This window comes from Stenotrophomonas sp. GD03794, from assembly GCF_029842145.1.
Taxonomy (GTDB): domain Bacteria; phylum Pseudomonadota; class Gammaproteobacteria; order Xanthomonadales; family Xanthomonadaceae; genus Stenotrophomonas; species Stenotrophomonas riyadhensis.
Genome location: NZ_JAOCFV010000001.1, coordinates 74152 through 101064, shown reverse-complemented (window position 1 = coordinate 101064; position 26913 = coordinate 74152). Strand labels below are relative to the sequence as shown.

The 26913-nt window shown below is 66.9% G+C and carries 22 protein-coding genes; 9 read left to right on the top strand and 13 right to left on the bottom strand.

Annotated elements, in window-relative coordinates:
* The first annotated feature begins 4 nt into the window (after positions 1-4).
* From phoR to lpxH, 6 genes are all read left to right on the top strand, one after another.
* Positions 5-1336 carry a phosphate regulon sensor histidine kinase PhoR gene (phoR, locus tag N5D91_RS00465; RefSeq protein ID WP_164162938.1) on the top strand — a complete coding sequence of 444 codons (1332 nt, stop codon included), beginning with the start codon at positions 5-7 and terminating at the stop codon, positions 1334-1336.
* Between the two features lie 4 nt (positions 1337-1340).
* A complete protein-coding gene (ppk1, locus tag N5D91_RS00460) occupies positions 1341-3428 on the top strand; it encodes a polyphosphate kinase 1 (RefSeq protein ID WP_153856557.1) in 2088 nt (695 codons plus the stop codon).
* Between the two features lie 408 nt (positions 3429-3836).
* A complete protein-coding gene (gene ppx, locus N5D91_RS00455; protein ID WP_110711208.1) occupies positions 3837-5363 on the top strand; it encodes an exopolyphosphatase in 1527 nt (508 codons plus the stop codon).
* 223 nt (positions 5364-5586) lie between these two features.
* Positions 5587-6732 (top strand): glycosyltransferase family 1 protein, encoded by a 1146-nt coding sequence (locus N5D91_RS00450; protein ID WP_153856558.1) that lies wholly within the window; start codon positions 5587-5589, stop codon positions 6730-6732.
* Positions 6713-7252 (top strand): phosphatase PAP2 family protein, encoded by a 540-nt coding sequence (locus N5D91_RS00445; protein WP_110711204.1) that lies wholly within the window; start codon positions 6713-6715, stop codon positions 7250-7252. Before N5D91_RS00450 ends, N5D91_RS00445 begins: the two co-directional genes overlap by 20 nt.
* A gap of 66 nt (positions 7253-7318) precedes the next feature.
* Positions 7319-8065: a UDP-2,3-diacylglucosamine diphosphatase gene (lpxH, locus tag N5D91_RS00440; RefSeq protein ID WP_110711202.1), complete on the top strand. Its 747-nt coding sequence runs from the start codon at positions 7319-7321 to the stop codon at positions 8063-8065.
* An 87-nt stretch (positions 8066-8152) separates the two neighbouring features.
* Here the strand turns inward: lpxH and N5D91_RS00435 are convergent, their stop codons facing one another.
* Entirely contained in the window at positions 8153-9406 is a 1254-nt protein-coding gene (locus tag N5D91_RS00435; RefSeq protein WP_180854632.1) for a zinc-dependent metalloprotease, read from the bottom strand.
* 225 nt (positions 9407-9631) lie between these two features.
* On the opposite strand from N5D91_RS00435, the gene N5D91_RS00430 reads away from it, so the two are divergent.
* A complete protein-coding gene (locus tag N5D91_RS00430; RefSeq protein ID WP_180854633.1) occupies positions 9632-11089 on the top strand; it encodes a DUF2235 domain-containing protein in 1458 nt (485 codons plus the stop codon).
* A 67-nt stretch (positions 11090-11156) separates the two neighbouring features.
* Here N5D91_RS00430 and N5D91_RS00425 read toward each other — a convergent pair whose 3' ends face one another.
* The 7 genes from N5D91_RS00425 to N5D91_RS00395 all read right to left on the bottom strand — a co-directional run bounded on the left by N5D91_RS00425 (position 11157) and on the right by N5D91_RS00395 (position 19738).
* Positions 11157-11981 (bottom strand): ferritin-like domain-containing protein, encoded by an 825-nt coding sequence (locus N5D91_RS00425; protein ID WP_110711196.1) that lies wholly within the window; start codon positions 11979-11981, stop codon positions 11157-11159.
* 9 nt (positions 11982-11990) lie between these two features.
* The gene (purF, locus tag N5D91_RS00420) at positions 11991-13457 is read right to left on the bottom strand and encodes an amidophosphoribosyltransferase (RefSeq protein ID WP_005408246.1); all 1467 of its coding nucleotides are present in this window, start codon (positions 13455-13457) and stop codon (positions 11991-11993) included.
* Positions 13458-13487: 30 nt separating this feature from the next.
* Entirely contained in the window at positions 13488-14249 is a 762-nt protein-coding gene (locus tag N5D91_RS00415) for a CvpA family protein (protein ID WP_180854634.1), read from the bottom strand.
* Positions 14250-14292: 43 nt separating this feature from the next.
* Positions 14293-15336 (bottom strand): SPOR domain-containing protein, encoded by a 1044-nt coding sequence (locus N5D91_RS00410; protein ID WP_110711192.1) that lies wholly within the window; start codon positions 15334-15336, stop codon positions 14293-14295.
* A gap of 81 nt (positions 15337-15417) precedes the next feature.
* Positions 15418-16689: a bifunctional tetrahydrofolate synthase/dihydrofolate synthase gene (gene folC, locus N5D91_RS00405; protein WP_180854635.1), complete on the bottom strand. Its 1272-nt coding sequence runs from the start codon at positions 16687-16689 to the stop codon at positions 15418-15420.
* A 41-nt stretch (positions 16690-16730) separates the two neighbouring features.
* The gene (locus tag N5D91_RS00400) at positions 16731-17375 is read right to left on the bottom strand and encodes a histidine phosphatase family protein (RefSeq protein ID WP_010483945.1); all 645 of its coding nucleotides are present in this window, start codon (positions 17373-17375) and stop codon (positions 16731-16733) included.
* Positions 17376-17575: 200 nt separating this feature from the next.
* Positions 17576-19738, bottom strand: a complete 2163-nt coding sequence (locus N5D91_RS00395) for a S46 family peptidase (RefSeq protein WP_164162713.1) — start codon at positions 19736-19738, stop codon at positions 17576-17578.
* 512 nt (positions 19739-20250) lie between these two features.
* Here N5D91_RS00395 and tdh point away from each other — a divergent pair.
* Entirely contained in the window at positions 20251-21273 is a 1023-nt protein-coding gene (tdh, locus tag N5D91_RS00390) for an L-threonine 3-dehydrogenase (protein ID WP_010483949.1), read from the top strand.
* A 140-nt stretch (positions 21274-21413) separates the two neighbouring features.
* On the opposite strand, the gene N5D91_RS00385 is transcribed toward tdh, so the two are convergent.
* Positions 21414-22109, bottom strand: a complete 696-nt coding sequence (locus tag N5D91_RS00385) for a TorF family putative porin (RefSeq protein ID WP_180854636.1) — start codon at positions 22107-22109, stop codon at positions 21414-21416.
* A 210-nt stretch (positions 22110-22319) separates the two neighbouring features.
* Here N5D91_RS00385 and kbl point away from each other — a divergent pair, with 210 nt between their 5' ends.
* Entirely contained in the window at positions 22320-23528 is a 1209-nt protein-coding gene (gene kbl / locus N5D91_RS00380; RefSeq protein ID WP_180854637.1) for a glycine C-acetyltransferase, read from the top strand.
* Between the two features lie 122 nt (positions 23529-23650).
* On the opposite strand, the gene N5D91_RS00375 is transcribed toward kbl, so the two are convergent.
* The 4 genes from N5D91_RS00375 to N5D91_RS00360 form a co-directional block, all read right to left on the bottom strand.
* Positions 23651-23986 carry a hypothetical protein gene (locus N5D91_RS00375; protein WP_005412356.1) on the bottom strand — a complete coding sequence of 112 codons (336 nt, stop codon included), beginning with the start codon at positions 23984-23986 and terminating at the stop codon, positions 23651-23653.
* A gap of 85 nt (positions 23987-24071) precedes the next feature.
* On the bottom strand, positions 24072-24881 hold the full coding sequence (locus N5D91_RS00370) for a pseudouridine synthase (RefSeq protein ID WP_180854638.1): 810 nt from the start codon (positions 24879-24881) through the stop codon (positions 24072-24074).
* A gap of 20 nt (positions 24882-24901) precedes the next feature.
* Complete coding sequence (locus N5D91_RS00365; RefSeq protein WP_110711183.1) at positions 24902-25408, bottom strand: hypothetical protein; 507 nt, start codon at positions 25406-25408, stop codon at positions 24902-24904.
* Positions 25409-25628: 220 nt separating this feature from the next.
* A complete protein-coding gene (locus N5D91_RS00360) occupies positions 25629-26720 on the bottom strand; it encodes an OmpA family protein (protein WP_110711182.1) in 1092 nt (363 codons plus the stop codon).
* Positions 26721-26913: the final 193 nt, after the last annotated feature.

Below are 26913 nucleotides of genomic sequence, written 5' to 3'. Positions count from 1 at the left end.
CGCAATGCCCCGCCACATCCGCTCTGCCTGGTTGAAGACCCTGGCCACCGTTGCCGCGGTACTGCTGTTCTCCGGACTGGTGGGGTGGTTCACGGGCCATCTGTGGTTGTGCATCGCGCTTGGCGCACTGGCCACGCTGGCCTGGCATTACTGGCGCCTGCGCAGCGTGCTGCGCCGGCTGACTGCCCGCCAGCGCTGGGACACCGCCGAGGAAGGCACCGGCGTCTGGAACGAGCTGGACCGCCTGCTGTACCGCAACCAGGTGGAAATGCGCGTGCGCAAGCGGCGCCTGCTGGACATGCTCCGCAGCTACCGCGCTGCCGCCGCCGCACTGCCCGATGCGGTGGTGGTACTGGACCGCAACAGCCAGCGCGTGCAGTGGTTCAACGAGGCCGCCACCGCCCTGCTCGGCCTGCACCATCCCGGCGACCTCGGCGAAGCTCTGGTCGAACGCCTGCAGCCGATGCCACTGGCGCATTGGCTGGCCGGAGGCCGCAATGCCGAACCGATCCTCGACGTGCCCTCCCCGGTCGACCCTGCGATCCGCCTGAACCTGCGCCTGATTCCGTATTCGTCGGACTACTGGCTGCTGATCGCCCGCGACGTCAGCAAACTGCTGCGCCTGGAACAGGTGCGTCGCGACTTCGTGGCCAACGTTTCACACGAACTGCGCACGCCGCTCACCGTGGTGCACGGCTATCTGGACATGATGGATCCGGAGGATTTCCCGGGAACCGGACCGATGCTGGAAGAAATGCGCAAGCAGAGCCAGCGCATGGCCCAGCTGGTGGAAGACCTGCTGACGCTGTCGCGCCTCGAATCGCAGGAACACAGCGAGGATGAGACCGTGGCCATGCAGCCGATGCTGGCGACCCTGCGCCGCGAGGCCGAGGCCCACAGCCAGGGCCGCCACCAGATCAGCATTGACGATCTGGCGGGTGTGGACCTGCAGGGTTCGACCAAGGAACTGCACAGCGCGTTCTCCAACCTGGTCACCAACGCCGTGCGCTACACCCCCGCCGGTGGCCGCATCGCGGTGGAGTTCCACCGCGAAGGCGACGGCGCGGTGCTGTCGGTACGCGATTCCGGCTACGGCATCCCGGCCAGCCACCTGCCACGCCTGACCGAACGTTTCTACCGTGTCTCCAGCAGCCGCTCCCGCGAAAGCGGCGGTACCGGCCTGGGCCTGTCCATCGTCAAACACATCCTCGGCCTGCACCACGCACGGCTGGAGATTGAAAGCGAGGTCGGCAAGGGCTCGGTGTTCTCCTGCCATTTCGATGCCGACCACGTGCGCCCGCGCGAGTCCGCCCCCCTGACCTCCATCGAAGAATGACGCCATGAGCAGCCTCGGATCCCTCCCCCTCCCCGTGAGCCCGGACAACGATCCGTTGCGCGACCCGGCGCTGTACATCAACCGCGAACTGTCGCAGCTGGATTTCAACTTCCGCGTGCTGGCGCAGGCGATGGACCCGCAGGTGCCGCTGCTGGAGCGCCTGCGCTTCATGTGCATCTCCTGCACCAACCTCGACGAGTTCTTCGAGATCCGCGCCGCCGCCGTACGCCACGCGCAGGAATTCGGCCTGCCGCCGGCGCCGGACGGGATGAGCCCGCAGGCCATCCTCAACGCCATCCATGACCGCGCCGCGGAACTGGTGGACCAGCAGTACCGCTGCTGGAACGAGACGCTGCGCCCGGCGCTGATGGAGGCCGGCATCGGCGTGCTCGGCCGCCATTCCTGGACCGATCGCCAGAAGCGCTGGCTGCGTGCGTACTTCCGCAACGAGATCATGCCGGTGCTGTCGCCGCTGGGCCTGGACCCGGTGCACCCGTTCCCGAAGATCCTCAACAAGTCGCTGAACATCGTGGTGGTGCTGAAGGGCACCGACGCGTTCGGCCGCGCCGGCCACCTGGCCATCGTGCGTGCGCCGCGCTCGCTGCCGCGCATCATCCAGCTGCCGGAGAAACTCGGCGGTCCGCAGAACTTCGTGTTCCTGTCCTCGGTGCTGTCCACCTTCGTCGATGAACTGTTCCCGGGCATGGAAGTCCAGGGGGCCTACCAGTTCCGCGTCACCCGCAACTCCGAGCTGGTGGTGGACGAGGAAGAAGTGGAGAACCTGGCGCTGGCACTGCGCGACGAACTGGTCGACCGCGGCTACCGGCCGGCGGTGCGCCTGGAAATCGCGCAGGACATGCCGCGCGACATCGTGCGCACCCTGCTGCAGAACTTCGGCCTGACCGAGAACGCGGTGTACCGCATCGACGGCCCGGTCAACCTCAACCGCATCATCCAGCTGTACGACCTGATCGCGCAGCCGGACCTGAAGTACCCGCCGATGACCCCGCGCACCCTGCGCGACAGCGACGGCATCTTCGAGACCACGGCGCGCCAGGACCTGCTGCTGCACCACCCGTTCGATGCCTTCACCGCGGTGCTGGACCTGATCCGGCAGGCGGCCATCGATCCCAACGTGCTGGCGATCAAGCAGACCCTGTACCGCACCGGCAAGGATTCGCTGATCGTCGACGCGCTGATCCAGGCCGCACGCAACGGCAAGGACGTGACCGTCGTGGTCGAACTGCGTGCGCGCTTCGACGAGGAGGCCAACCTGGGCCTGGCCGATCGCCTGCAGGAGGCCGGCGTGCAGGTGGTGTATGGCGTGGTCGGCTACAAGACCCACGCCAAGATGCTGCTGATCGTGCGCCGCGAGGGCCGCAAGCTGCGCCGCTACGTGCACCTGGGCACCGGCAACTATCACAGCGGCACCGCCCGCGCGTACACCGACATCAGCCTGATCACCGCCGATGCGGACATCGGCAACGACGTGCACCTGCTGTTCCAGCAGCTGTCCGGGCTGGCGTCGAAGATGAAACTCAAGCGCCTGCTGCAATCGCCCTTCACCCTGCACACCGGCATCCTCGGCCGCATCGAGCGCGAAACGCGCATCGCCGCCGCTGGCCGCCCCGCGCGGATCATCGCCAAGATGAACGCCCTGAACGAACCGCAGGTGGTGCGCGCGCTGTACGCCGCCTCGCAGGCCGGCGTGCAGATCGACCTGATCATCCGCGGTGCCTGCACCCTGCGCCCGGGCGTGCCGGGCGTGTCGGACAACATCCGGGTACGCTCGATCGTCGGCCGTTTCCTGGAGCACAGCCGCGTCTACTGGTTCGGCAACGACGGCGCACCGGAGATGTACTGCGCCAGCGCCGACTGGCTGGAACGCAACCTGCTGCGCCGGGTCGAGACCTGCTTCCCGATCCTCGACCCGGAGCTGGCCAAGCGGGTCTACCGCGAGGTCCTGCAGAACTACCTGGACGACAACCTCAATGCCTGGGAACTGGATGCCGACGGCATCTACCACAAGCGTGCGCCTGCCCACGACGAGGCACCGCATTCTGCGCAGATGGCACTGATGCAGGGTCTCTGACCCGGTAGGTGTCGACCAAGGTCGACACCCACCAACAGCCGCGCAGAACGCCGTCCCGGCAGATCGCAGAGAACTGTCGAAGGCGGGGTGGGTCCGGTTGCGGGGGCGTGAGCGCCATGGGCCCGAGGCATGCCTCGGGCGGGTTGGGCAGGACGCCCAACCCCGGTCTTGCCGTGTGCGCACGACAGCGCACACGAGCAAGCGCGACCAAGCCCCCATGGACGGGTTCACGGCGTCCCCTGCCATCGGACCCGCCCCGCCATCCCACGGATAGCCCGCTGTTGCTGTTGCTGTTGCTGTTGCTCTGGCCTCTGCGGGTGCAGGGCGCAGCCCTGCCGCACTCCCCTCTTCCAAAATGTGAAGGCCGCGCGGTGACGAGCACACCGCCCCTTCGGCTAACATTCGTCCATGCCGCACACCACCACGACTCCGCCCGCATTGCAGGATGGCGACCTGCTGGCCGCCATCGACCTTGGCTCCAATAGTTTCCACATGGTCATCGCGCGCTACACGCTCGGCCAACTGCGGGTAATCGACCGCCTGCGCGAGACGGTGCGCATGGCCGACGGCCTGGATGGCAAAGGTGGACTCTCCTCCGCTGCCCGGCAGCGCGCGCTGGAATGCCTGGCCCGCTTCGGCCAGCGCATCCGCAATGTACCGCCGCACCGGGTGCGCGCACTGGCCACCAACACCGTGCGCCAGCTGCGCTCGCCACAGTCGTTTCTGGTCCCGGCCGAAACCGCATTGGGGCACGCCATCGAAGTGGTCAGCGGCCGCGAAGAGGCACGCCTGATCTACCTGGGCGTAGCCCACGCGCAGCCACCCAAGCCCGGCCAGCGCCGGCTGGTCATCGACATCGGCGGCGGCTCCACCGAATTCATCATCGGCATGGGCATGCAGACCCTGGAGCGCGAAAGCCTGCAGGCCGGCTGCATTGCCAGCACCCGCCGTTTCTTCCCCGGCGGCAAGCTGAGCAAGAAGCGCTGGAAGGACGCGCTGGCCGAGATCGGTCGCGAGTTCCAGCCCTTTGCCAGCAAGTACCGTGCGCTGGGCTGGCAGGAAGCACTGGGCTCGTCAGGCACGCACAAAGCGATCAGCGAGATCTGCGCGACGATGAAGCTGAGCAAGGGGGCGATCACTGCCGAGGCCCTGCCGCAGCTGCGTGACGAACTGCTGAAGGCCAAGAAGATCGACGACATCCAGTTGCCAGGGCTGTCCAGCGACCGCCGTCCGATCATCGCCGGCGGCATCCTGGTGCTGGAGGCCGCCTTCCAGGCGCTGGGCCTGCAGAAGCTGCTGGTCAGCAAGGCGGCGATGCGCGAAGGCATCCTTTACGACATCGTTGGCCGCGCTGGCGAGAACGACCTGCGCGATGAATCGGTGTCCGCGCTCAGCCAGCGCTACGGCATCGATACCGTGCAGGCCGACCGTGTGCAGGACACCGCGCTGTCACTGCTGGAACAGGTGCAGGAACGCTGGCGGCTCGATGCCGACGATGCGCGCATGCTCGGCTGGGCGGCGCGCCTGCACGAGCTGGGCCTGATGATCGCCCACAGCGGTTACCACGTGCATGGCAGCTACGTGCTGGAGCACTCGGACATCGCCGGCTTCTCGCGGCAGGAGCAGCAGATGCTGGCCGCCCTGGTGCGCAGCCATCGCCGCAGCGTGACCAAGACCGCCTTCGACGCCCTGCCCGAGCGCCTGCTGCTGACCGCACGCCGGTTGGCCGCCCTGCTGCGCCTGGCGGTGCTGCTCAACCGTGCCCATGAGGACGCCCCGCTGCCGGCGCTGGAACTGACCGCCGATGACAACCGCCTGTCGCTGATCGTGCCGCAGGCCTTCATCGACGCCCGTCCGCTGCTGCGCGCCGACCTGATCGGCGAGACCGACGGCATCGCCGGGTTGGGCATCCAGTTCCGGCCGTTCGTGGCCTGAGGCTGCACTCGTTGTTCTCCTACTACGGTGGCTTCGACATCGGCCGTTTCATCTACATGAAATACCAGCAGCGCTTCTGATCCACGCACCGCACGCGTCCCCCACCACGGCCCTTCCGGGCCGTGGTGGCACGCGGGCCCAACCCGCGTCATCTGGCGGTCGCAAAGTGGTCATATCGGCTACATCGCCAGGCCCGAGCATGCCGGAAAACCGGAGGCCCGCCATGCGCTATGCCATCGTCACCGAGACCTATCCGCCGGAAGTGAACGGCGTTGCCCTCACCGTGCAGGGCCTGGAACAGGGACTGCGCAATTCCGGTCATGAGATCGACCTGATCCGGCCGCGCCAGTCCAGCGAATCGTTGGACTCCGCACCGGGCACCCTGCTGGTTCCCGGCGCCGCCCTGCCACGCTACCCCGGGCTGCGCTTCGGCCTGCCGGCACCGATCCGTCTCGGTCGCCATTGGCAGCAACAACGGCCGGATGCCGTGTATGTCGCCACCGAAGGTCCGTTGGGCTGGTCGGCCGTGCGCACCGCACGGCGTCTCGGCATTCCGGTCGCCAGTGGCTTCCACACCCGCTTCGACGAATACCTGCCCGACTACGGCGTGGCCTGGCTGCAGGCAGCCGCGATGCGCTGGATGCGCCGCTTCCACAACCAGGCCGATGCGACCCTGGTGCCCACGCGCGAGCTGCAGCAGTTCCTCGGCGAGCAGGGCTTCGAACGCGTACGCCTGCTGGCACGTGCAGTCGACAGCCAGCAGTTCGATCCGAACCGGCGTGATCCTGCGCTGCGCGAGGAATGGGGCGTGGACGGCAACGGCCTGGTGGCGATCTATGTTGGCCGCATCGCCGCGGAAAAGAACCTCGGTCTGGCCGTGAAAGCCTTCCGTCGGTTGCAGCAGATCCGTCCGAAGGCCCGCTTCGTGTGGGTGGGTGATGGCCCTGCCCGCGAAAAACTGGCGCATGAAAACCCCGACTTCATCTTCTGCGGCATCCAGCGCGGCGACGCGCTTGCCCGGCATTTCGCCAGCGGCGATCTGTTCCTGTTCCCCAGCCGCAGCGAGACCTTCGGCAACGTGACTCTGGAAAGCATGGCCAGCGGTGTGGCCACCGTGGCCTTCGACTATGGCGCCGCCCGTGAGTACCTGCGCAGCGGTGAGAATGGCGCAGCGGTGGACAGCGACGAGCAGTTCATCGAAGCCGCGGTGCAACTGGCGGCGGATGACGCGCAGCGGCAGATGCTGGGCGGCAACGCCGCGCGCGCGATGAAGCGCCTGCATCCACAGCAGGTGGTGGCGGAGTTCGATGCCCTGCTGGCCGAACTGGCCCTGTCGCGGAGGAGCGGCCATGCGCACCACGCGGCTTGAGCTGCTGGCCGACCGCGAAGCACGCCTGTGCCGACGGGCCAACCACTACTGCCGGCGCCGCCGTGTGCGCCGCCTGTTCTCGGTCATCAGCCGGCTCGGCGATGGCGTGTTCTGGTATGTGCTGATGGGGGCACTGGTGCTGCTTGATGGCTTCGACGGCCTGCGCGCATCGGTGCACATGGCCGCCACCGGCCTGGCCGCGCTGCTGCTGTACAAGGGCCTCAAGCGCTGGACCCGGCGCCCGCGCCCGTACGCGGCGGACCTGCGTATCCGCGCCTGGGTGGCACCCCTGGACGAATTCAGCTTCCCCTCCGGGCACACCCTGCACGCGGTGTCGTTCACCATCGTCGCGCTGGCCTACTACCCGTGGCTGGCGCCGCTGCTGGTGCCGTTCACCGCCGGCGTCGCGCTGTCGCGGGTGGTGCTCGGCCTGCACTATCCCTCGGATGTGCTTGCCGCCACCGGCATCGCCACCGTGCTTGCCTCGGCCAGCCTGGCCTGGTTGCCGCTGCCGGTGTGATCGCCGCCGGGCCTGACGGCGCGGCCCGGGCCGCTACCGTCATCGTTGATGGCCTAGAATGCGGGCATGACCACGTTGTTCATTTCCGACCTGCACCTGGACCCCAGCCGTCCGGAGATCACCGACCTGTTCCTGCGCTTCCTGCGCGAGCAGGCGCCCGGCGCCGACGCGCTGTACATCCTCGGCGACCTGTTCGAAGCCTGGATCGGCGACGATACGCCCTCGCCCGCTGCCGATGCGGTGGCCGATGCGCTGAAGGTACTGTCCGACAGCGGTGTGCCGGTGTATTTCATCCGCGGCAACCGTGATTTCCTGCTCGGTGAGGACTACGCGCGCCGTGCCGGCCTGCGCATCCTGCCCGACCCCTGCGTGATCGAGCTGTACGGCCGTCCGGTACTGCTGCAGCACGGTGACCTGCTGTGTACCGACGACATTCCCTACCAGCAGTTCCGCGCACAGACGCGCGATCCGGTGTTCCAGGCCCAGTTCCTGTCGCAGCCGCTGGCCGCACGCATCGCCTTCGCGCAGAAAGCGCGCGACGCCAGCCAGGCCCGCCAGTCGGAAATGAAGCAGGATGATCGTGCGCAGTTCGAGTCCGTCACCGATGTGGCGCCGGCCGAAGTCGATGCCACCTTCGTGCGCCATGGCGTGGATACCATGATCCATGGCCACACCCACCGCCCGGCGGTGCACAGCCTGCAGGCCGGTGGCCGTGCCTGCACCCGCATCGTGCTGGGTGACTGGTACGAACAGGGTTCGGTGCTGCGCGTGGATGCCAGCGGCTGGACGCTGGATACCCTGCCGCGCGAATGATGGATCGCAGGGTGCCAACCAAGGTTGGCATCTACCAGGGCAGGTGAACGCACCCGGGTAGACGCCGACCTCGGTCGGCGTTTGGCCTCAGCGGAAGGCCGCGATGGTGGCCTTGGTATTGACCAGCACGCGCTGGTTGTCGGCGGTGCTGGCATTGCCCATCGGGATGCCGTTGTAGTTGATGTTCGGGTTGGACCAGTAGTTCAGGCGCGGGCAGCCGGCCGAGCAGTCATAAGCCATGATCGTGCGCCAGCGCGAACCGGAGGACGGCTCGTAGCGATAACCGTGCCCATAGGCATAGGGCGACGTGCTGGGATCACTGGCGATATCGTGCCGCGCACTCTGCAGGTGGCCGATCTCGTGCGCGAACGAGTAGTAGCCGGTCGCGCAATCCCAGTACACCGCCGCGAACGCGGTCGAGGCGGTCGAGCCGATGCCCGAGGCCAGGCCGCAGTAGGAGGTGTTGTTGATCAGCAGCACGCCAACATCGGCTGCGGTGTTGTTGCGGCTGGTGTGGATGCTGTCCATGTAACCGTCGCTGGTGCCACGGAAGCGTGCCAGGTCGGTATCGAAGCTGCCCGACTCGGTGTAGCTGGTGGTTTCATAGCCGGCCAGCTGCAGGGTGATGCCCACGTTGCTGTTGACGTAGCCCTGGTTGGATTCGGCCACCGCCAGCTGCACCAGCGACTGCATGTTGCCGCCATAGGCGGCGACGGCGGCATTGGTCGCCACCACCAGCACGCGGATGGTGGCCGGGGTACCGGACGAGGCCTGCGCGATGCCGATGCGGTCATTGTTGCCCATCGGGATTTTCGGCAGCTGGTTGTAGTCGGCCGGATGGTCGGCCGGCATCCGCGATTCATCCACTTCCACCAGTACATGGCGGTTGCCCAGTGGGCGCAGGCGATACAGCTTGCCGTCCTTGCGGATCGAACCGGTGAGGGTGTTGCCCGAACGCACCAGGATCACTGAATTACCAGGATCATCCTGGCCGTTCGAAGTGGCGGCAGTCAGCCGATCGGACGGCGAGCGCAACTGGCCGTACCAGATGCTGCCGCCATCGGGCAGTGCTTCAACCTTGCTGCGTACCGCCTGCACGCGCTGGCCGAGCAGTTCGAACTCCAGCTGCGGCTGCGCAGTGGCAGCAGCGTCGACACGCACTTCCTGTACCGTCGCGGTGGACGGGGTGGCCAGCAGCTTGCCCAGCGCGGGCTCACTGTTTGCCGATGCGCGGCTGATGACCGTCACCGGCTCGAACAACGGTGCCGCATGCGCGGCCGCTGCCACCGACAAACCCAACACCAGGCCACCTGCCGCTTTGCCAATCGATCTGGACAACATTGCGTCGCTCCTTGAATGATGTGAACAGCGTTGATGCAGCACGCCCGGGTCTACCGGGTCTGGCCATCTGGCCTGCGCGGGTCGTGTGAATTCAATAGAAGATGGGAATGAAAATCAGGAACTGTGATCGACCGCATCTGCGTTAAGTAAGGTCAAAAGCGTCACTACACTTCGCCAATACACCGCTTTCGCGCTACCGTGACGCAGCCACGACGGGGAATGCACATGGCACCATCGCAGGACACGGACGAAGATGTCGACTTGCTGCGGATCGGCCTGTTCTTCGATGGCACCCGCAACAACGCACACAACCTGGCACGCGGTCGCCCACAGGTTCCGCAGCCACGCCCGGCGCAGCTGCGCGCGGATGATGATTCGACCTACCAGAGCCGGCTGACCAGCAGCTACGACAACGGCCTGACCAACATCGCGCGCCTGCAGCAGCTGTATCCGGACAGCCGCCGCGATGCGATGGCCGCGCCTTCGCTGTCGATCTATGTCGAGGGCGTGGGGACCCGCGATGATGCCGATGACGATCTGATCGGACTGGCCTTCGGCATCGGTGCCAGTGGCGTTCGCGCGAAAGTGCAGCGCGCGATGCAGGTGCTGCTGCCGGCGGCACTGGCCGAGCTGTCCGCGCGCTGGCAGCGACCGCTGCGTGGCGTGCAGCTGGATCTGTTCGGCTATTCGCGCGGTGCTGCCGCGGCACGTGATATCGCAAACCAGCTGCAGGCCTGGGACAGCGCGCGCTGGCGCCAGCTGCTGCAGGGCGCCGGCCTGCCCTGCACTGCGGACTTCGCCGCCGTCACGCCGGTGCTGCGCTTCATCGGACTGTTCGACACCGTGGTTGCAGTCAATGGTGGCCGCGCCGATGAACACCCGCAGCTCGCCCTGCGCAGTGGCATCGCGGCACACGTCGTGCAACTGGCCGCGCGCGACGAGCATCGCCAACACTATCCATTGACCAGCGTCGCGCCAACGTTCACCGAGATCGCCCTGCCCGGCGTGCACGCCAACATCGGCGGTGGCTACAACCAGCTGGAAGAAGGGCCCAAGCTGCTCAGCCGTCCACGCCGGCAGCAGCTGCGTCGCCCAGCGGTTTCCGACTACCAGGTCCCTCCACTGGCGTTGCTGCAGGCCACCACGGCCTACGCCGAAACGCAGGCCGACGCCGAACGCTGGCGGCAGCAGCTGGGCGTGGGTGAAAAGGAGATCTGGGTGGATGTCTGGCACCAGTGGCAGCAGCAGCGTCGCGCCGGCAGCCGCAGTGTGCTGCTGTCACCCGTGCTGTACGTCACCGCTGCCGTGGTGCTGCGTCGGCGCATCGACTGGCGTTACCAGCTGATCGCGCTGCAGGTGATGCAGCAGCATTCGATCGATGCAGGCGTGCAATGGATCGCCAACGCCGCCGATGTTCCCGGTTGGGAACTGCCGTCGGCGCTGCAGCCGATCGCACGGCGGCTGGTGGCCGGACAGGCGCTGACCCAGACCCAGGAGGCGCTGCTGCGCAGACGCTACCTGATGCAGTCCGCGCACTGGAATTTCGATGCGTTGGGCGATACCGCACTGACCTACGCCGCCGATGCCGGCGTCAGCGAACTGCCCTACCGGCCGGGTCCCGGCCTGTTCTACATCAACCGGCCGACAGTGGATGGCAAGCGCGTGGTGCTGCCGAACGCATGAAAAAGGGGACGGAGGGGATTAAGTCGTTTGTGGCACAAACGACTTAATCCCCTCCGTCCCCTTTTTCTCAGCCGGCCTGTTCGACCAGGTTGGCGAGCTCGTCGGCGTCGAAGCCAGCCAGCAGGCGCGCTTCCATGTTGAACGGCCCATGCAGATAGCCGCCGGCGTACTCCACCAGCAGTTCCTTGAAACGCGCACGCGGCTCGACACCGGCGCGATCGCAGTACCAGCGGTACCAGCGGGAACCGGCGGCGACGTGCGCCACTTCCTCGCGCAGGATCACTTCCAGCACATCGGCGGTTTCGCCATCACCGACATTGCGCAGCTTCTCGATCATGCCCGGTGTCACGTCCAGGCCGCGCGCCTCCAGCACGCGCGGCACCAGCGCCATGCGTGCCAGGCCATCGTGCGCCGTCTTTTCGCACATTTCCCACAGGCCGTTGTGCGCGGGAAAATCGGCGTAGTCGTGGCCGTGCACCTGCAGCCGCTCGCGCAGCAGCATGAAGTGCCGCGACTCGTCGTCGGCACAGCTGACCCAGTCGGCATGGAAGGCCGACGGCAGGCCGCGGAAGCGGTACACCGCATCCCAGGCCAGGTCGATCGCGTTGAGTTCGATATGGGCGATGGCGTGGATGAAGGCGGCACGCCCTTCCACGCCGCCCAGTCCGCGCCGCGGCACTTCGCGCGGATGCACCAGCACCAGCCGTGCCGGCCGGCCCGGCATGCAGATCGGCTCCGGCGGCGGCGCATCGGCGGCCACCTTCAGGCGACCGGCACGGAACGCGGCCGCATACGCCTGGGTCAGCGCGACCTTGCGCAGCGGGTCGGCTTCAGCCAGGCACTGCTGCGCCGCGCGCAGCAGGTCACCTCCAACATCGGGCACCGCAACCACGCCTGGACCTCAGGCGCGGCGCTTGTGCTTGGCGTCGTCCGAACGCAGCTGCTGGATGCGCTCGAAGTAGCCCGGCTCGATACCCGTCGGGTAGTGGCCGTTGAAGCAGGACGAATCGAAGTTGCGCAGCGCCGGGTTGCCCTCGCTCACCGCCGCTTCCATGTCTTCCAGGTCCTGGTAGATCAGCCAGTCGCAGCCCAGGTGGGCTTCGATCTCTTCCACGGTGCGGTTGTGCGCGACCAGTTCCTCGGCCGCCGGCATGTCGATGCCGTAGATGTTCGGGTAGCGCACCGGCGGTGCCGCGCTGGCCAGGTAGACCTTGCGCGCGCCGGCATCACGAGCCATCTGCACGATCTGCTGGCTGGTGGTGCCACGCACGATCGAGTCGTCCACCAGCAGCACCACGCGGTTGCGGAACTCCAGGTGGATCGGGTTGAGCTTGCGGCGCACCGACTTCACGCGCTCGCCCTGCCCCGGCATGATGAAGGTGCGGCCGATGTAGCGGTTCTTGATGAAGCCTTCGCGGTACTTCACCCCCAGCACGTTGGAGATTTCCAGCGCGGCATCGCGCGAGGTGTCCGGGATCGGGATGATGGTGTCGATGTCGTGGTCCGGGCGCAGGCGCAGGATCTTCTCGCCCAGCTTGATGCCCATGCGCATGCGCGCCTTGTGCACCGAGACGTTGTCGATCATCGAATCCGGACGCGCGAAGTACACGTATTCGAAGATGCACGGGGTGTGCTCGGCCGGCTCGGCGCAGATTTCCGAGAACAGCTCGCCGCGCGCGGTGATCACCAGCGCTTCGCCCGGCTGTACGTCGCGCACGCGCTGGAAGCCCAGCACGTCCAGCGCGGCAGACTCGGAGGCCACGATGTACTCGTCGCCCTCGGCATGGCTGCGCTTGCCCAGCACCAGCGGACGGATGCCATGCGGATCGCGGAAGGCGACCAGGCCCAGGCCCAGCACCACGCTGACCACCGCGTAGCCGCCCTTGCAGCGGCGGTGCACGCCGGCCACCGCGCGGATCGCGGCTTCCGGGCTCAGCTGGCGCTGCTGCTCCAGTTCATAGGCGAACACGTTCAGCAGCACTTCGCTGTCCGAATCGGTGTTGACGTTGCGGCGGTCCTGTTCGAACACCTGCTGGCGCAGCGCCTCGGTGTTGATCAGGTTGCCGTTGTGGGCCAGCGCGATGCCGTACGGCGAATTCACGTAGAACGGCTGCGCCTCGTCCATGCCTTCCGAGCCGGCCGTCGGGTAGCGCACATGGGCGATGCCGACGCTGCCTTCCAGGGTGGACATGGTGCGTGCATCGAACACATCGCGGACCAGGCCGGTGGCCTTCTGCACCCGCAGGCGGCTGCCATTGGCCGTGGCGATGCCCGCCGCATCCTGGCCGCGATGCTGGAGAACGGTCAAGCCGTCATACAACTGCCCGGCGACGTTCTGGTTGCCGACGATTCCGACGATGCCACACATGGTGCGAGGTCTCCGCTGGGCTGCGCCCAGTTACAGGGAAGGTGGCCGTACCTGGCCGTGGATTCCGTCCGCGGCTGGCGCGGGCCGTGCCGGGCGCACGGGCGCCGGCTCGATGTTGCTGGGCAGTGTGGAGGCCCGTGCCGGCTCCTGCTCCATCTCCACGGGCCGCGGCCATCCGCCGCCCGCCACTACCTGGTTGAGGACGCCATTATCGCCTGTCGCCGCCGGCTTGCCCAACACTTGCTGCGAAGATGGGGTGATCTCGTCCAGAGGCAAGGGCAGGCGCTCGGGCAGCAGGGTCTCCAAAGGCAGCGACTGCGGCAGCACGTTGTCCAGATGCGGCAGCTGGGCCTGCATCCACGCCACCGCAGGCTGCAGCAGCGGCCGCAGCTGCGATTGCTGCCAGGCCGGTTCGCCCGGCAACGCAGTGAATCCGGCCAGCAACAACAGGATGCTGGCGAAGAACAAACCGCGCACCAGGCCCAGGGTGCCGCCCAACAGGCGGTCGACGCCGCCCAGCAGGGTCAGCTTGATCGCGGCCTTCAGCAGCAGCCCGACCAACCCAACCACCACGACGGTCAGAACGAAGACACCGAGGTACCCGGCCAGGTAGTGGCCGGTGCCGGGTGGCTGCGGTGCCGCCCACCAGTGCGAGGCCTCGTTGCCGAAGGTGAAGGCCATCCAGCCGGCCAGCAGCCACGACACCAGCGCAACCACCGTGCCCACGAAGCCACGGATGAAACCGAACAATACGGAGGCGCCGATCAGCACGCCCAGCACGATATCGATCACGCAGCCCGCTCCTGCCAGTGACGACGGCGGGCAACACGCTGGATCACGGGTGCGGTCGGACCATGCCGGCCACGCCGACCTTGGCGGCGACCTGTGCCTTCAACTGCTCGGCATCGGCGCGGTTGGCCACCGGCCCGACGCGGACGCGATGCAGGGTGCCCTTTTCGGTGCGCACCTGCTCGACGAAGGCGCTGAAGCCGGCGGCACGGACCTTGTCGCGCAGGGCATTGGCATCGTTGGCCTGACCGAACGCGCCCAGCTGCACGGCAAAACCGACGCCGCTGGCGGCCGGTGCTGCCGGCGTGGTCGGAGCCGTGGCCGGCTTGCTGGCCGTGGCCTCCGGCTTCGGCTCGGGCTTTGAAGCCTCCGGCTTCGGCGCCGGCTTCGGCGGTTCCGGCTTGGCGGCCGGGGTGGTGGTGGCGGTCGGCGTGCTCGGCGGCAGGCTTTCGCTGCGCACGGGATTGCCACTGGCCGACGGTGCGGTGGCTGCGGCCGGAGTACTGGTGCCGGGTGAGGCCGGGGCCGGCGTAGCGGCAACGGCGGAACTGTTGCCCGCTGCTGCGTCCAGGGCGATGACTTCGGCCTTCACATCGGCGCGGATCTTCACCGCCTGCAGGCGGGCCGCTTCGGCCTGGGCGCGGTCGGCGTAAGGTCCAACGCGCACGCGCCATGCCTGGCGGCCGTTGATGGTGGCCGTTTCGGCGAAGCCCGGCAGCTGCGAGCGCTTCAGGTAGGCGATCACCGCATCGGCGTCGGCCTTGCTGCCGTAGGCGCCGAAGGTGACGGCGTAGTTGCCGGCGGCAACCGCCGGCGAGGTATCCACGGTCGGCGGCGTAGCCGGCGTGGCAGCCTCCTGCAGCGGCTTGGCCTGGCCGGTCTGCAGGCCGGTGGCACCGCCCGCCGGGGCGACCAGCGGCAACTCACGGGTTTCGAACTGGCCATCGGCCGGCGCATCCGGTGCGGCGATCGGCACATTGGCGACACCGCTGTCGGGCGCGGGTCCCTTGACCAGCATCGGCAGGAAAATCACGGCCAGTGCCACCAGCACGATGGCACCAATCAGACGCTGTTTCAGAGGCGTATCCACGTGAGGCAGGCAACTGTCCGGAGATTGCCGTCGATTATACGGGTGCCGGACCGGCCGGCGTCGGCGTTGGCTGAACGCGGATCAGGCGTCGCCCTGCAGCCACTGCAGGGCCGCAGCGGCGGTATGGAAGGAGCCGAACACCAGCACACGGTCCCCCCGCTCGGCCTGTGACAACACCTGCGCCAGCGCCTGTTCAACGGTACCGGCCCGCTGTGCCTTGGCCGCAGCCGTACCGGTCAGGCGTGCCTGCAGCTGCTGGGCGCTCTGCCCACGCGGGCCATCCAGCCCGGCCAGGGTCCACTCGCCCACCACGTCCTGCAGTGCCTGCACCACACCCGCCGCGTCCTTGTCCTGCAACGCGGCGTACACCGCCAGGGTGCGGCCGGCTGACACTTCGGCCTTCAGCGCGCGCGCCAGCTGGCCGGCGGCCTGCGGGTTGTGGCCTACGTCCACGCGGATCTGCACACCGTCACGCTCGAACGCCTGCATGCGGCCGGAGATGCGCGCTGCCGCGATACCCACGGCCCACGCCGCACGCGGCACCGGCTTGTCCAGCGCGCGCAGCGCGGCGATGGCGGCACCGGCGTTGGCCAGCTGGATCGGGCCGGCCAGCGCCGGGGTCGGCAGCTCCATGCGCAGGCCGACGTCGCGCCAGCGCCAGCGCTGGGCGTCGATCGGCTCGTAGAAGTAATCGCTGCCACCGCGGATCGCATTGGCACCGACCAGATAGGCACGCGCCAGCACGCTCGACGGCGGATCGGTCTCACCCAGGATCACCGGCTTCCAGCCGCGGATGATGCCGGCCTTCTCGGTACCGATCGCCTCGCGGTCCTCGCCCAGCCACTCGGCGTGGTCAATGTCCACGGTGGTGATCACCGCCACGTCGGCATCGACGATGTTGACCGCATCCAAGCGGCCACCCAGGCCCACTTCCAGCACGGCCAGGTCCAGCTCTGCCTCGGCGAACAGCTGCAAAGCAGCGAGCGTGCCGTACTCGAAATAGGTCAGCGTGGTGTCGCCGCGTGCCGCTTCGACGGCATTGAACGCAGCAACCAACGCCGCATCGTCGACATCCTGGCCATCGATGCGCACACGTTCGTTGTAGCGCAGCAGATGCGGCGAGGTGTATGCGCCGACCTTCCAACCGGCAGCACGGCCGATGGCCTCGATGAAGGCCACGGTGGAGCCCTTGCCGTTGGTGCCACCGACCACGATGGTGCGCCCGCCCGGGGCGCCAAGACCCATCGCCGTGGCCACGGCGCGCACGCGCTCCAGGCCCATGTCGATGCTCGCCGGGTGCTGGCGTTCAATGTAATCCAGCCAATCGGCCAGGGTGGTCGGGGTGTTCGTCACGGCAGCGGTTCCAGCAGAAACAGGTGGTTCGATGGGATGGATCAGAGTGCGCGGTGCTTGGCTTCGCCGAAGAACGGCGTGTGGTGGGCGCAGTCGTTCAGGCGCACCACTTCCAGGCTGTCCAGGTCGGCGCCTTCGAGCAGGTTGAGCGTGGTCGGCGCCTGGCGGAAGGTCCACAGGCGGGAAATCGGCAGGCCCAGCACCTTGCACAGGATCACGCGGTTGACCGCGTCATGGGCAACCACCAGCAGCGTGTCGTGCTCGCCGAGGCCTTCGGTGGCACGGGCCAGGCCACGCCAGCTGCGCTCCAGCACCAGGCGCAGCGATTCGCCGCCGGGCATCAGCACGGTATCGGGCTCCTCGCGCCAGGCCTGCAGGCGCGACGGATCCTTCTCGTTGATTTCGCTGGCCAGCAGCCCTTCCCACTCACCGTGGGCGATTTCCTGCAGCTCCGGCTCGGTCAGCAGCATGTCGGCACGGGCGGCGCCAAGCGCCAGCTGCGCGGTGCGCTGCGCGCGCGACAGCGGCGAGGCGACGGCACGGGTGATGTCGACCGAGGCCAGGCGGGCACCCAGTGCCTGGGCCTGGGCTTCGCCGATCGGCGAAAGCGGAATATCGATCTGGCCCTGGTAGCGGCCTTCGGCGTTCCACGGCGTTTCGCCGTGGCGGGCAAGCAGGATGCGCATGCGTGCAAGGGGTCCTGGGGGGAGGAGGTTTCCGCGTTTCGTTCACATCCTGTGAAGTGCGCGGAACAGGGATGATACCTGTTCGGCGCACCGGGCCGGGCCGGGCATGAAAAAACCCCGCGACGTGGGTCGCGGGGTTTCGGAAACTCCGGCTATCTGGTCGAGGTTGCCGGCCAGCGGCCGGCACTACCGCAACCGGTTTATTTCGCCAGGTTCAGTTCCTTCAGCAGCTGCGGCGCCGGCGCCACTTCCTGCATGATCCACTGCATGTAGCGGCTGTCGACGGCGATCATGCGGGTCATCACCGGGTCGAACACCCAGTTGGAGCTGACCGATTCCCAGTTGCCGTCGAAGGCCAGGCCGACCAGCTTGCCGTTGGCGTCCAGCACCGGCGAACCCGAGTTGCCACCGGTGATATCCAGGTTGGACAGGAAGTTCACCGGCACCGAACCAATGCGCTTGTCTTCCAGGCCGCCGTAACGCTTGGCCTTGACCGCATCGAGCAGCGCCTTCGGCGAATCGAACGGATCTTCACCGGTTTCCTTCGCCGCCACACCTTCCAGGGTGGTGAACGGGGTGTACTTCACGCCATCCTTGCCATAGCCCATGACGTTGCCGAAGGTGATGCGCAGCGACAGGTTGGCGTCCGGGTAGACGAACTCACCCTGGCTCTTCTTGTAGTCGGCCACGGCCTGCAGGTACAGCGGACGCGCGGTCAGCGATTCGCCTTCGCGGATCTTGCGCTGCTCTTCCTGCTTCAGCAGCGCCGGCATGACGGCCACGGCGTACTGGATGACCGGATCATTGCTGGCTTCGAACGCGGCACGGTCGGCCTTGAACCACTTCAGGCGGGTGTCCAGGCTGCCCAGCTCGGTGCCGCCCAGCTTGTTCACCAGCGACTTGACCGCAGCGGCATCGCTGCCGGCCAGCCACTTGTTCAGCACTTCGTTGTCGCGCTGCGCGGCCGGCAGGGCCACGTACTGGTCCAGCCAGTAGGTCTGCAGCTGCTGGTCCATCTTCGCCACGTAGCGACGGTCCATCTGCTTCAGGCCACCTTCGATGGTGGTCAGGTCGCGTTCCTGGTAACCGGCTTCGCGTTCGGCATCCGGCTTGCTGCGCTCGATCGACAGGCGGTACAGGGTGATCGCCGCGCCGACGGCCGAGGTGTTGTTGAACTGGCCGACGAACAGGTCGCGTTCGCGGGTCGACTTGCTGGTATCCAGATGCTTGAGCAGCTGCGCGTGTGCCGCCAGGGCCGGCTTGCCGGCAGCGCCCTGCTTCTTCAGCCACGCCAGTACGGCGGCTTCTTCAGCCTGCTTCTGGCCGGCGGCGTCGATGCGCTTGAAGCCTTCCAGCTGGCCCAGGTAGTTCTTGGCCACGTTGTTCATGCTGGCGGCCGTGGCGGCGTACTTCACCTTGACGTCGGCGTCGGCCTTGCCGGCATCGGCGATCATCTTCAGCACTGCGTTGTAGTGCTTGGCGATGGTCGGGTAGGTGAAGCTGGCGGTTTCGTTGAACTCGCCGGCCAGGGCGTAGCGGTTGGTGCGGCCCGGGTAGCCGGCCACCATCACGAAGTCGTCGGCGCCCAGCGGCTGGTCGGCGAACTTCAGGAAGTGCTTGGGCTGGTACGGCACGTTGTCGGCGGCGAAGGCAGCCGGCTTGCCATCCTTGCCCACGTAGGCGCGGTAGAACGAGAAGTCGCCGGTGTGGCGCGGCCACATCCAGTTGTCGACGTCGCCACCGAACTTGCCGACGCTGCCCGGGGGCGCGTAGACCAAGCGCACGTCCTTGATTTCCATGTTGCGGAACAGGCGGTAGGTATTGCCGCCGGAGAAGCTGTACAGGCGGCAGCGGAAGCCGGCATCGGCTTCACAGGCGGCGACCTGGGCCTTGTCGAACGCGTCCAGCGCGCGGCTGCGGGCCAGCGGGTCGTTGCCGGCGCCGGCAATGGCAGCCTTGGCCTGGGCGGTGACGTCGGTGATCTGGTCGAGCACGAACACGCGGGCGTTCGGGCCGGCACTCAGTTCGTCCTTCAGGGTCGGCGCGTTGAAGCCGTCCTTGATCAGGTTCTTCTGCGCGGTCGAATTCAGCTGGATGGCGCCATACGCACAGTGGTGGTTGGTGACCACCAGGCCCTGCGGCGAGACGAAGCTGGCGGTGCAGCCGCCGAGGGCGACGACCGCGCCCATCGGGTCGCCGGTCAGGTTGGACAGCTGTTCCGGGGACAGCTTGAGGCCGGCCTTCTGCAGCGGGCCGGCGATTTCCGGCAGCTGCTGCGGCACCCACATGCCTTCAGCGGCATGGGCGACCTGGGCCAGCCCGAGGCTGGCGACGATGGAGAATGCAAGCAGGTTCGAGCGCATGGAGCGGCCCCTGGTAGTGGAACCCTCGATTGTAGCCCGCCGCCCTGCCCCGGCCCGAACCCCGGAAGTCATGCAATCAGGTGCTTCCACCGTTCAGCGTCTCCATTGCGATCGGTCAGAGGCGAGAGGCCAGGCCGATGCAGGACACGCCGTAAACCCCGCTCCGCGGCCCGGCCCAGCCGCTGGCGGCTGTGCGTTCGGGCGCTTGCGAAGCAGTGCTCCGCAAGCAAAGCGCCCTCACCCATGGGGGCTCGGTCGCGCCATCCATGGCGCTCACGGCCCTGCATCGGCCTGGCCTCTCGCCTCCCCACAGTCCCCTGGCCTCGGACGGTAGCGCCGAGCCATGCCCGGCGAGCGAAGCGACTCCGCTGTTCGCAGTACGTTCGAAACGCCCGCCGGCGCACGCCTTTCGTTCCGCCACTGCACCCGCAGCGCAACATGGGAAATCCGCGCGGCACCCTATAATCCGCGCTTTCCCCCTGATGAGTTCCACCCCGATGGCGCAGCAAACGATGAAGGCCCTGGTCAAGCGCGAAGCGGCCAAGGGCATCTGGCTGGAAGAAGTTCCGGTTCCGACCCCGGGCCCGAACGAGGTCCTGATCAAGCTCGAGAAGACCGCGATCTGCGGTACCGACCTGCACATCTACCTGTGGGACGAGTGGAGCCAGCGCACCATCAAGCCGGGCCTGACCATCGGCCACGAATTCGTCGGTCGCGTCGCCGCGCTCGGCTCGGCCGTGACCGGCTACGAGATCGGCCAGCGCGTCTCGGCCGAGGGCCACATCGTCTGCGGCCACTGCCGCAATTGCCGTGGTGGCCGCCCGCACCTGTGCCCGAACACCGTCGGCATCGGCGTCAACGTCAACGGCGCCTTCGCCGAGTACATGGTGATGCCGGCCAGCAACCTGTGGCCGATCCCGGACCAGATCCCGTCCGAGCTGGCTGCGTTCTTCGACCCCTACGGCAACGCCGCGCACTGTGCGCTGGAGTTCAACGTGATTGGCGAGGACGTGCTGATCACTGGTGCCGGTCCGATCGGCATCATCGCCGCCGGCATCTGCAAGCACATCGGTGCACGCAACGTGGTGGTGACCGACGTCAATGATTTCCGCCTGAAGCTGGCCGCCGACATGGGTGCTACCCGCGTGGTCAACGTGGCCAACCAGTCGCTGAAGGACGTGATGAAGGAACTGCACATGGAGGGCTTCGACGTCGGCCTGGAAATGAGCGGCAACCCGCGCGCGTTCAACGACATGCTCGACTGCATGTACCACGGCGGCAAGATCGCCATGCTCGGCATCATGCCCAAGGGCGCCGGCTGCGACTGGGACAAGATCATCTTCAAGGGCCTGACCGTGCAGGGCATCTACGGCCGCAAGATGTACGAGACCTGGTACAAGATGACCCAGCTGGTGCTGTCCGGCTTCCCGCTCGGCAAGGTGATGACCCACCAGCTGCCGATCGACGACTTCCAGAAGGGCTTCGACCTGATGGAAGAAGGCAAGGCCGGCAAGGTTGTGCTCAGCTGGAATTGACCCTTCGCCGCGCGCGATGGGTGGGTGCCGAGCTTGCTCGGCACACCTTGAAATTGAAAAAGGCGCCCGATGGGCGCCTTTTTCTTTGCCATCCCGATGTTGCCGGCCAGCGGCCGGCACTACCGGTAACGCCTGCGGCGTTACTTGCCGATGGCCACGGTCAGCAGCACGCGGCTGTGCGCCAGCTTGCCGGAGTTGTCGCGGCCGTTGCCGTCGGTACCGTAGTAGCCCAGGCCGACCTTGGCCATCCCGAACTGGCGCTCAACGCCGACATTCCAGTCGGTGTAATCCTTGGCAATGCCGTCTTCAAACGTGCTGCGGCCGACATTGGCATTCAGGGTGAAGTCCTTCGGCAGGCCCCAGCTGCCACCCAGGCCGAAGTACCAGCCATCGGTGCTGCTGTTCCATACATCGTTGGTGTAGGCCACCGTCAGCTTGTAGGTGTCATCCAGCGTGGTGGTGGTGATCAGCTCGTTGTAGTTCTGGTGGCTGGACTTCAGGTAGGTGTAGCGGTTCAGCAGCACGTCGACGTTGACGCGCTCGGTGACGTCCACGCCGTAGCCGATCAGGTAGTCGACCTCGGTCTTCGGATCACCTGCACCGAAGTCCACGCCCGAACCCCAAACGCCGGCATACAGGCCAACCGGGCTGGTGTAGGTGAAACCGGCCTGCAGGGTCGGATCCTCGTCGGTCTGCGACACACCACGGAACAGGTAATCGGAAACAGCGGTGACGTTCCAGCTGTACGGCGATTCGTTTTCCTGGGCGCTGGCGGCGAACGGGGCGGCCAGGGTCAGGGCAGCGGCAATGGCGAGGCAGGCACGGGCGTGCTTCATGAGCGTCTCCGGTGGGGGCGGTGGCGTGGCGTGGAAGGCGGGAGCGGGTGTAGCGACCGGAACGGGACAGGTCCGGTTCACGAATTCTTAACCAGTTTGCTATTGCGATGCAACATGTGCCGGCCGTGGCGACGCCCCATCCGGCCCGGTCGGTGGACGACGATGCCCGGTAGAATCAGCGGTTTCCCCGTTCAGAGCCGTGCCCACGCCATGACCGACGTCTCCTCCGCCCTGACCCGCCACTACGCCGAGGAACTGGACGCCATCCGCGCCCAGGGCCTGTTCAAGTCCGAGCGGATCATCACCAGCCCGCAGTCGGCCGAGATCACCCTCGAGGACGGCCGCAAGGTGCTGAATTTCTGTGCCAACAACTACCTGGGCCTGGCCGACCATCCGGACCTGATCCAGGCCGCCAAGGACGCGCTGGATACCCACGGCTTCGGCATGGCCTCGGTGCGCTTCATCTGCGGTACCCAGGACCTGCACAAGCAGCTGGAGAAGCAGATCGCTGACTTCTTCGGCAAGCAGGACACCATCCTGTACGCCGCCTGCTTCGATGCCAACGGCGGCCTGTTCGAGCCGCTGCTCGGCGAGAACGACGCGATCATTTCCGATGCGCTGAACCATGCTTCGATCATTGACGGCGTGCGCCTGTGCAAGGCCAAGCGCTTCCGCTACGCCAACTGCGACATGGCCGACCTGGAAGCCCAGCTGCAGGCCGCCGACGCCGCCGGCTGCAAGACCAAGCTGATCACCACCGACGGCGTGTTCTCGATGGACGGCTTCATTGCCCCGCTGGACGAGATCACCGCGCTGGCGAAGAAGTACAACGCCCTGGTGCACATCGACGAATGCCACGCCACCGGCTTCCTCGGTGCCACCGGCCGCGGCTCGGCCGAAGTGAAGGGCGTGCTGGAGAAGATCGACATCATCACCGGCACCCTGGGCAAGGCCATGGGCGGCGCACTGGGCGGCTTCACCTGCGCCAGCGCCGAGGTGATCGAGCTGCTGCGCCAGCGTTCGCGCCCGTACCTGTTCTCCAACTCGCTGCCGCCGCATGTGGTTGCCGCCGGCATCAAGGCATTCGAGATGCTGGCCGCCGCCGACGACCTGCGTGGCACCTTGGTGGAGAACACCCGCTACTTCCGCGAAAAGATGGTCGCCGCCGGTTTCGACGTGAAGCCGGGCGTGCACCCGATCAGCCCGGTGATGCTGTACGACGCGCCGCTGGCACAGAAGTTCGCCGAGCGCCTGCTGGAAGAAGGCATCTACGCGATCGGCTTCTTCTTCCCGGTGGTGCCCAAGGGCCAGGCCCGCATCCGCACCCAGATCAGCGCCGCGCACAGCCGCGAGCATCTGGACCGCGCGATCGATGCGTTCACCCGCATCGGTGTCGAGCTGGGCGTGATCAAGGGCTGATCACGACCGGGGTCGGATCCCTTTCCTGCGGAAAGGGTTCCGCCCCTGTCAAAGCGTGCCGACCAAGGTCGGCACCTACCAGAGCCTGATGGCGTGCCGACCGAGGTCGGCACCTCCCGGCATTACTTCTTTTTCTTCTTGCCCTTCGGCTCGTCCTTGCTGGCCACTACCACCGGCTTGGCGGCAGCGTCCTGGCCATTGCCCTTGGCAACGCGGATGCCATTGGCTTTCATCCAGGCATCGAACTCGTCGGCGGTCATCTTCTTGTCGCCGTTGCTCATCAGGAAGCGGTAGCTGCCGCGACCATCCAGCTCCGGGGTCTTCACTTCCACCACCGGGGTTTCGGCAGGCGTTTCCGCCTTGGCCACCTTCTTGTGGCCGCCACATGCGGTCAACAGCACCATCGGCAGCAGCAGGCCTGCGCAGCGCAGGGTTTGATTGAGGGTCGGGTGGTACATGGGCAGGCTCCGTTCGGGAAATTCAGCAACCAGGCGCCCCCTACGCCTGGAACGGTGGCCGGCAACCGCCGGCCGCGGGCGATGATCAGCCCGGTGCAGCGGCCCCCAGCCGCTGCTGGTCACTGACCTCCAGCACCCGCCACTGGCCCTTGCCGAGATCGCCGAGCTGCAGCCCGCCGATCGCAACCCGGACCAGGCGCAGCACCTGCAGGTCGAAGGCCGCCAACAGGCGGCGGATGTGGCGGTTGCGACCCTCGTCGAGGACCACCTCCAGCCACGCGGTCTTGTCGCCGCTGCGCAGCACGCGCACGGCCTGGGCAACGAGGAACTCGCCCTCGTCCTCCACGCCGGCCTGCAGGGCCGCCAGCGTGGCGTCATCGGGCAGGCGGTCGACCTGCACGTGGTAGGTCTTGTCCGGCCCGGTCTGCGGGTCGGTCAGGCGCGCCGCCCATTGCGGATCGTTGCTGAACAGCAGCAACCCCTCACTGGCCTTGTCGAGGCGCCCGACCGGCGCGATCCACGGCAGGCCGGCACCATCAAAGCAGCGATACACGGTGTCGCGGCCACGCTCATCCTGCGCGGTGGTCACCACCCCACGCGGTTTGTTGAGCATCAGGTACAGGCGCTGCGGCGCGCCCATGGGCTGGCCGTCGACCTCGATCGGCGGCGCCGGCTGGCCAATCGGGAACTCGGGATCCCGCACGATGCGGCCGGAGACACGCACCCGTCCTTCGGCGATCCAGCGCGCAGCCTCGCTGCGCGAGCACACGCCCGCCTTGGACAGCACGCGCGCCAGTCCATGACGGACACCGGCGGCTGCGGCAGCGGGAGTCGCACGCCCACGCGATGCGTGGGAGCGGGCAGCGGGGGCGGCAGGTGGGCGGCGCGTGCGCAAGCCTCTGCTCCCCGCGGCGCTTACTTCTTGTCGACCGGCTTGGTCTCAGCCGGTGCTTCGGCCGGGGCCGGGGTGGCGGCCGGAGCCGGACGCGCCTTGACCACGCGCACGCCGCGCGCCTTCATCCAGGCGTCGAATTCTTCGGCGGTCATGCGCTTGCCGTTCTGGCTCATGTCGAAGCGCCAGGGCGTGTTGTCGAATTCGGTCTGCGGCTTGTAGGCCGCCGGATCGTTCGGCTTCACCGCCGGTGCGCTCGGAATGGCCTTGGCGATGTTCTGGCAGCCATCGATGCGCAGGCGCTGCAGCACCTGGTCCAGCGACTGCGACGGATCGTAGCTGCTGCTCAGCACGCCGGCCGGCATGCCCAGCTGGTTGCCACGGATGTACAGCTCGTCGGCCACCGGCGCGATGGTCGTGGCCGGCAACGGCAGCGGCGAGGCGCTGGTGTTGACCGAGCAATCGACCGCAGCGTGGGCGGCGGGAACCAGGGCCAGCGCCAGGAAGGCGGCCGATGCAGAGCGCAGCATGAAGGGCATCCAGGAAAGGAAGTGACGCGGCGAGTTTAGCAATGCCGCGACAGCTTTCAAGCGCCACTTTCAATGAATACGGCAACTCATTGGTTTTACGGATAAAAACCCGACGAACGGTTGTTCCCGGACCGACGGACACGCGGATTCCGGGCCGCAGAAACAACAAGACCCGGCCGAAGCCGGGTCCTGCTGTGTCCTACTGGCAGAGCGTCAGAACTTAGTTCTGGACGTTCAGCTCGGTACGACGGTTCTTGGCGCGACCTTCCGGGTTGTCCGAACCATCCGGGTTGGTGTTCGGAGCAATCGGACGGCTCTCGCCGTAGCCGATCGGGCCGACCAGGCGACCGGCGTCAACGCCGTTCTTGGTCAGGTAGTTGTACACGGCGGTAGCACGACGCTCCGACAGCTTCTGGTTGTAAGCGTCGGTACCCTTCGAGTCGGTGTGACCGGCAACTTCAACGCGCAGATCCGGGTAACGCTTCAGGATCTCGGTGGCTTCGCTCAGGATCGCCACGGCGTCCGGACGCAGGTTCGACTTGTCGAAGTCGAAGTTGACGCCCTTCAGGTCGATGGAGACCGGCACCGGGCAACCGTCCGGACCGATGGTCTGACCCGGCTGCGAGTTCGGGCACTTGTCGTCGCAGTTGTTGACGCCGTCACCGTCGTCATCCAGGTCGGCGCAGCTCGGGGCAACCGGAGCCGGAGCCGGAGCAGCCGCGACCGGAGCCGGGCCCAGCGGGATCACGACGCCGACCGAAGCCAGCACGTCACCGAACCAGTCTTCCTTCGGAGCGGCAACGCTCTTGTCGTCGAAGTCAGCGCGGTAGGCCACTTCGGCGCGGACAGCAACGCGCTTCTCGAAGGTGGTCTGCAGGCCGACGCCCAGCTTGGCGGCAACGTTGCCGTCCTTACGCTGGCGCGGACCGTTGGCATTCAGCGCCGGGTACTCTTCTTCCGACTTCTGGTAGCCCAGGCCACCGACGATGTACGGGTTCCAGCCGCGGCCTTCCTTGATGAAGTGGCGACGCAGGTCCAGCGAGACGCCGTACTGCGACCAGTTCAGGTCCTTGTTCGAATCGAAGTTCGGGTTCTGATAGTTCAGCTCACCGTCCAGCGACCAGTTCGGGCTGATGAACTTGCCCAGGCCCAGGGTCACGAACGGAGCGTCATTGGTCAGACGGTCGCTGTCCTGGAAGTTGAAGCCGGCCGAACCGGTCAGGTACCAGCGGTCATCGAACTCCTGCGCGGAGGCAGCCTGGGCGAAAGCCAGACCACCCAGCAGCGCGGCAGTAAGGATCTTCTTGTTCATTGAGTACAGCTCCTATTTCGGGGGTATGAAACCGGTAGAGGCATGGGCCAGCACTACTGCGTCGATGTTCGACAGCCGATTCAGCACGCCACCGCCGCGAACATTATGCTCAGGCGGGTGAAGGTCATGTTAACAGTCCCGTAACATGTGAAGTGTTGTGCCCGACCCTCCACCGGTCCGACGTTGAAACCCT

What these genes read in the sequence shown, in the direction of transcription:
- N5D91_RS00360 (WP_110711182.1), bottom strand. Translation starts at nt 26,720, where the DNA reads ATGAACAAGAAGATCCTTACTGCCGCGCTGCTGGGTGGTCTGGCTTTC.
- purF (WP_005408246.1), bottom strand. Translation starts at nt 13,457, where the DNA reads ATGTGTGGCATCGTCGGAATCGTCGGCAACCAGAACGTCGCCGGGCAG.
- N5D91_RS00430 (WP_180854633.1), top strand. Translation starts at nt 9,632, where the DNA reads ATGGCACCATCGCAGGACACGGACGAAGATGTCGACTTGCTGCGGATC.
- N5D91_RS00395 (WP_164162713.1), bottom strand. Translation starts at nt 19,738, where the DNA reads ATGCGCTCGAACCTGCTTGCATTCTCCATCGTCGCCAGCCTCGGGCTG.
- N5D91_RS00385 (WP_180854636.1), bottom strand. Translation starts at nt 22,109, where the DNA reads ATGAAGCACGCCCGTGCCTGCCTCGCCATTGCCGCTGCCCTGACCCTG.
- N5D91_RS00450 (WP_153856558.1), top strand. Translation starts at nt 5,587, where the DNA reads ATGCGCTATGCCATCGTCACCGAGACCTATCCGCCGGAAGTGAACGGC.
- kbl (WP_180854637.1), top strand. Translation starts at nt 22,320, where the DNA reads ATGACCGACGTCTCCTCCGCCCTGACCCGCCACTACGCCGAGGAACTG.
- N5D91_RS00435 (WP_180854632.1), bottom strand. Translation starts at nt 9,406, where the DNA reads ATGTTGTCCAGATCGATTGGCAAAGCGGCAGGTGGCCTGGTGTTGGGT.
- N5D91_RS00375 (WP_005412356.1), bottom strand. Translation starts at nt 23,986, where the DNA reads ATGTACCACCCGACCCTCAATCAAACCCTGCGCTGCGCAGGCCTGCTG.
- N5D91_RS00400 (WP_010483945.1), bottom strand. Translation starts at nt 17,375, where the DNA reads ATGCGCATCCTGCTTGCCCGCCACGGCGAAACGCCGTGGAACGCCGAA.
- tdh (WP_010483949.1), top strand. Translation starts at nt 20,251, where the DNA reads ATGAAGGCCCTGGTCAAGCGCGAAGCGGCCAAGGGCATCTGGCTGGAA.
- ppx (WP_110711208.1), top strand. Translation starts at nt 3,837, where the DNA reads ATGCCGCACACCACCACGACTCCGCCCGCATTGCAGGATGGCGACCTG.
- phoR (WP_164162938.1), top strand. Translation starts at nt 5, where the DNA reads ATGCCCCGCCACATCCGCTCTGCCTGGTTGAAGACCCTGGCCACCGTT.
- N5D91_RS00365 (WP_110711183.1), bottom strand. Translation starts at nt 25,408, where the DNA reads ATGCTGCGCTCTGCATCGGCCGCCTTCCTGGCGCTGGCCCTGGTTCCC.
- ppk1 (WP_153856557.1), top strand. Translation starts at nt 1,341, where the DNA reads ATGAGCAGCCTCGGATCCCTCCCCCTCCCCGTGAGCCCGGACAACGAT.
- N5D91_RS00445 (WP_110711204.1), top strand. Translation starts at nt 6,713, where the DNA reads ATGCGCACCACGCGGCTTGAGCTGCTGGCCGACCGCGAAGCACGCCTG.
- lpxH (WP_110711202.1), top strand. Translation starts at nt 7,319, where the DNA reads ATGACCACGTTGTTCATTTCCGACCTGCACCTGGACCCCAGCCGTCCG.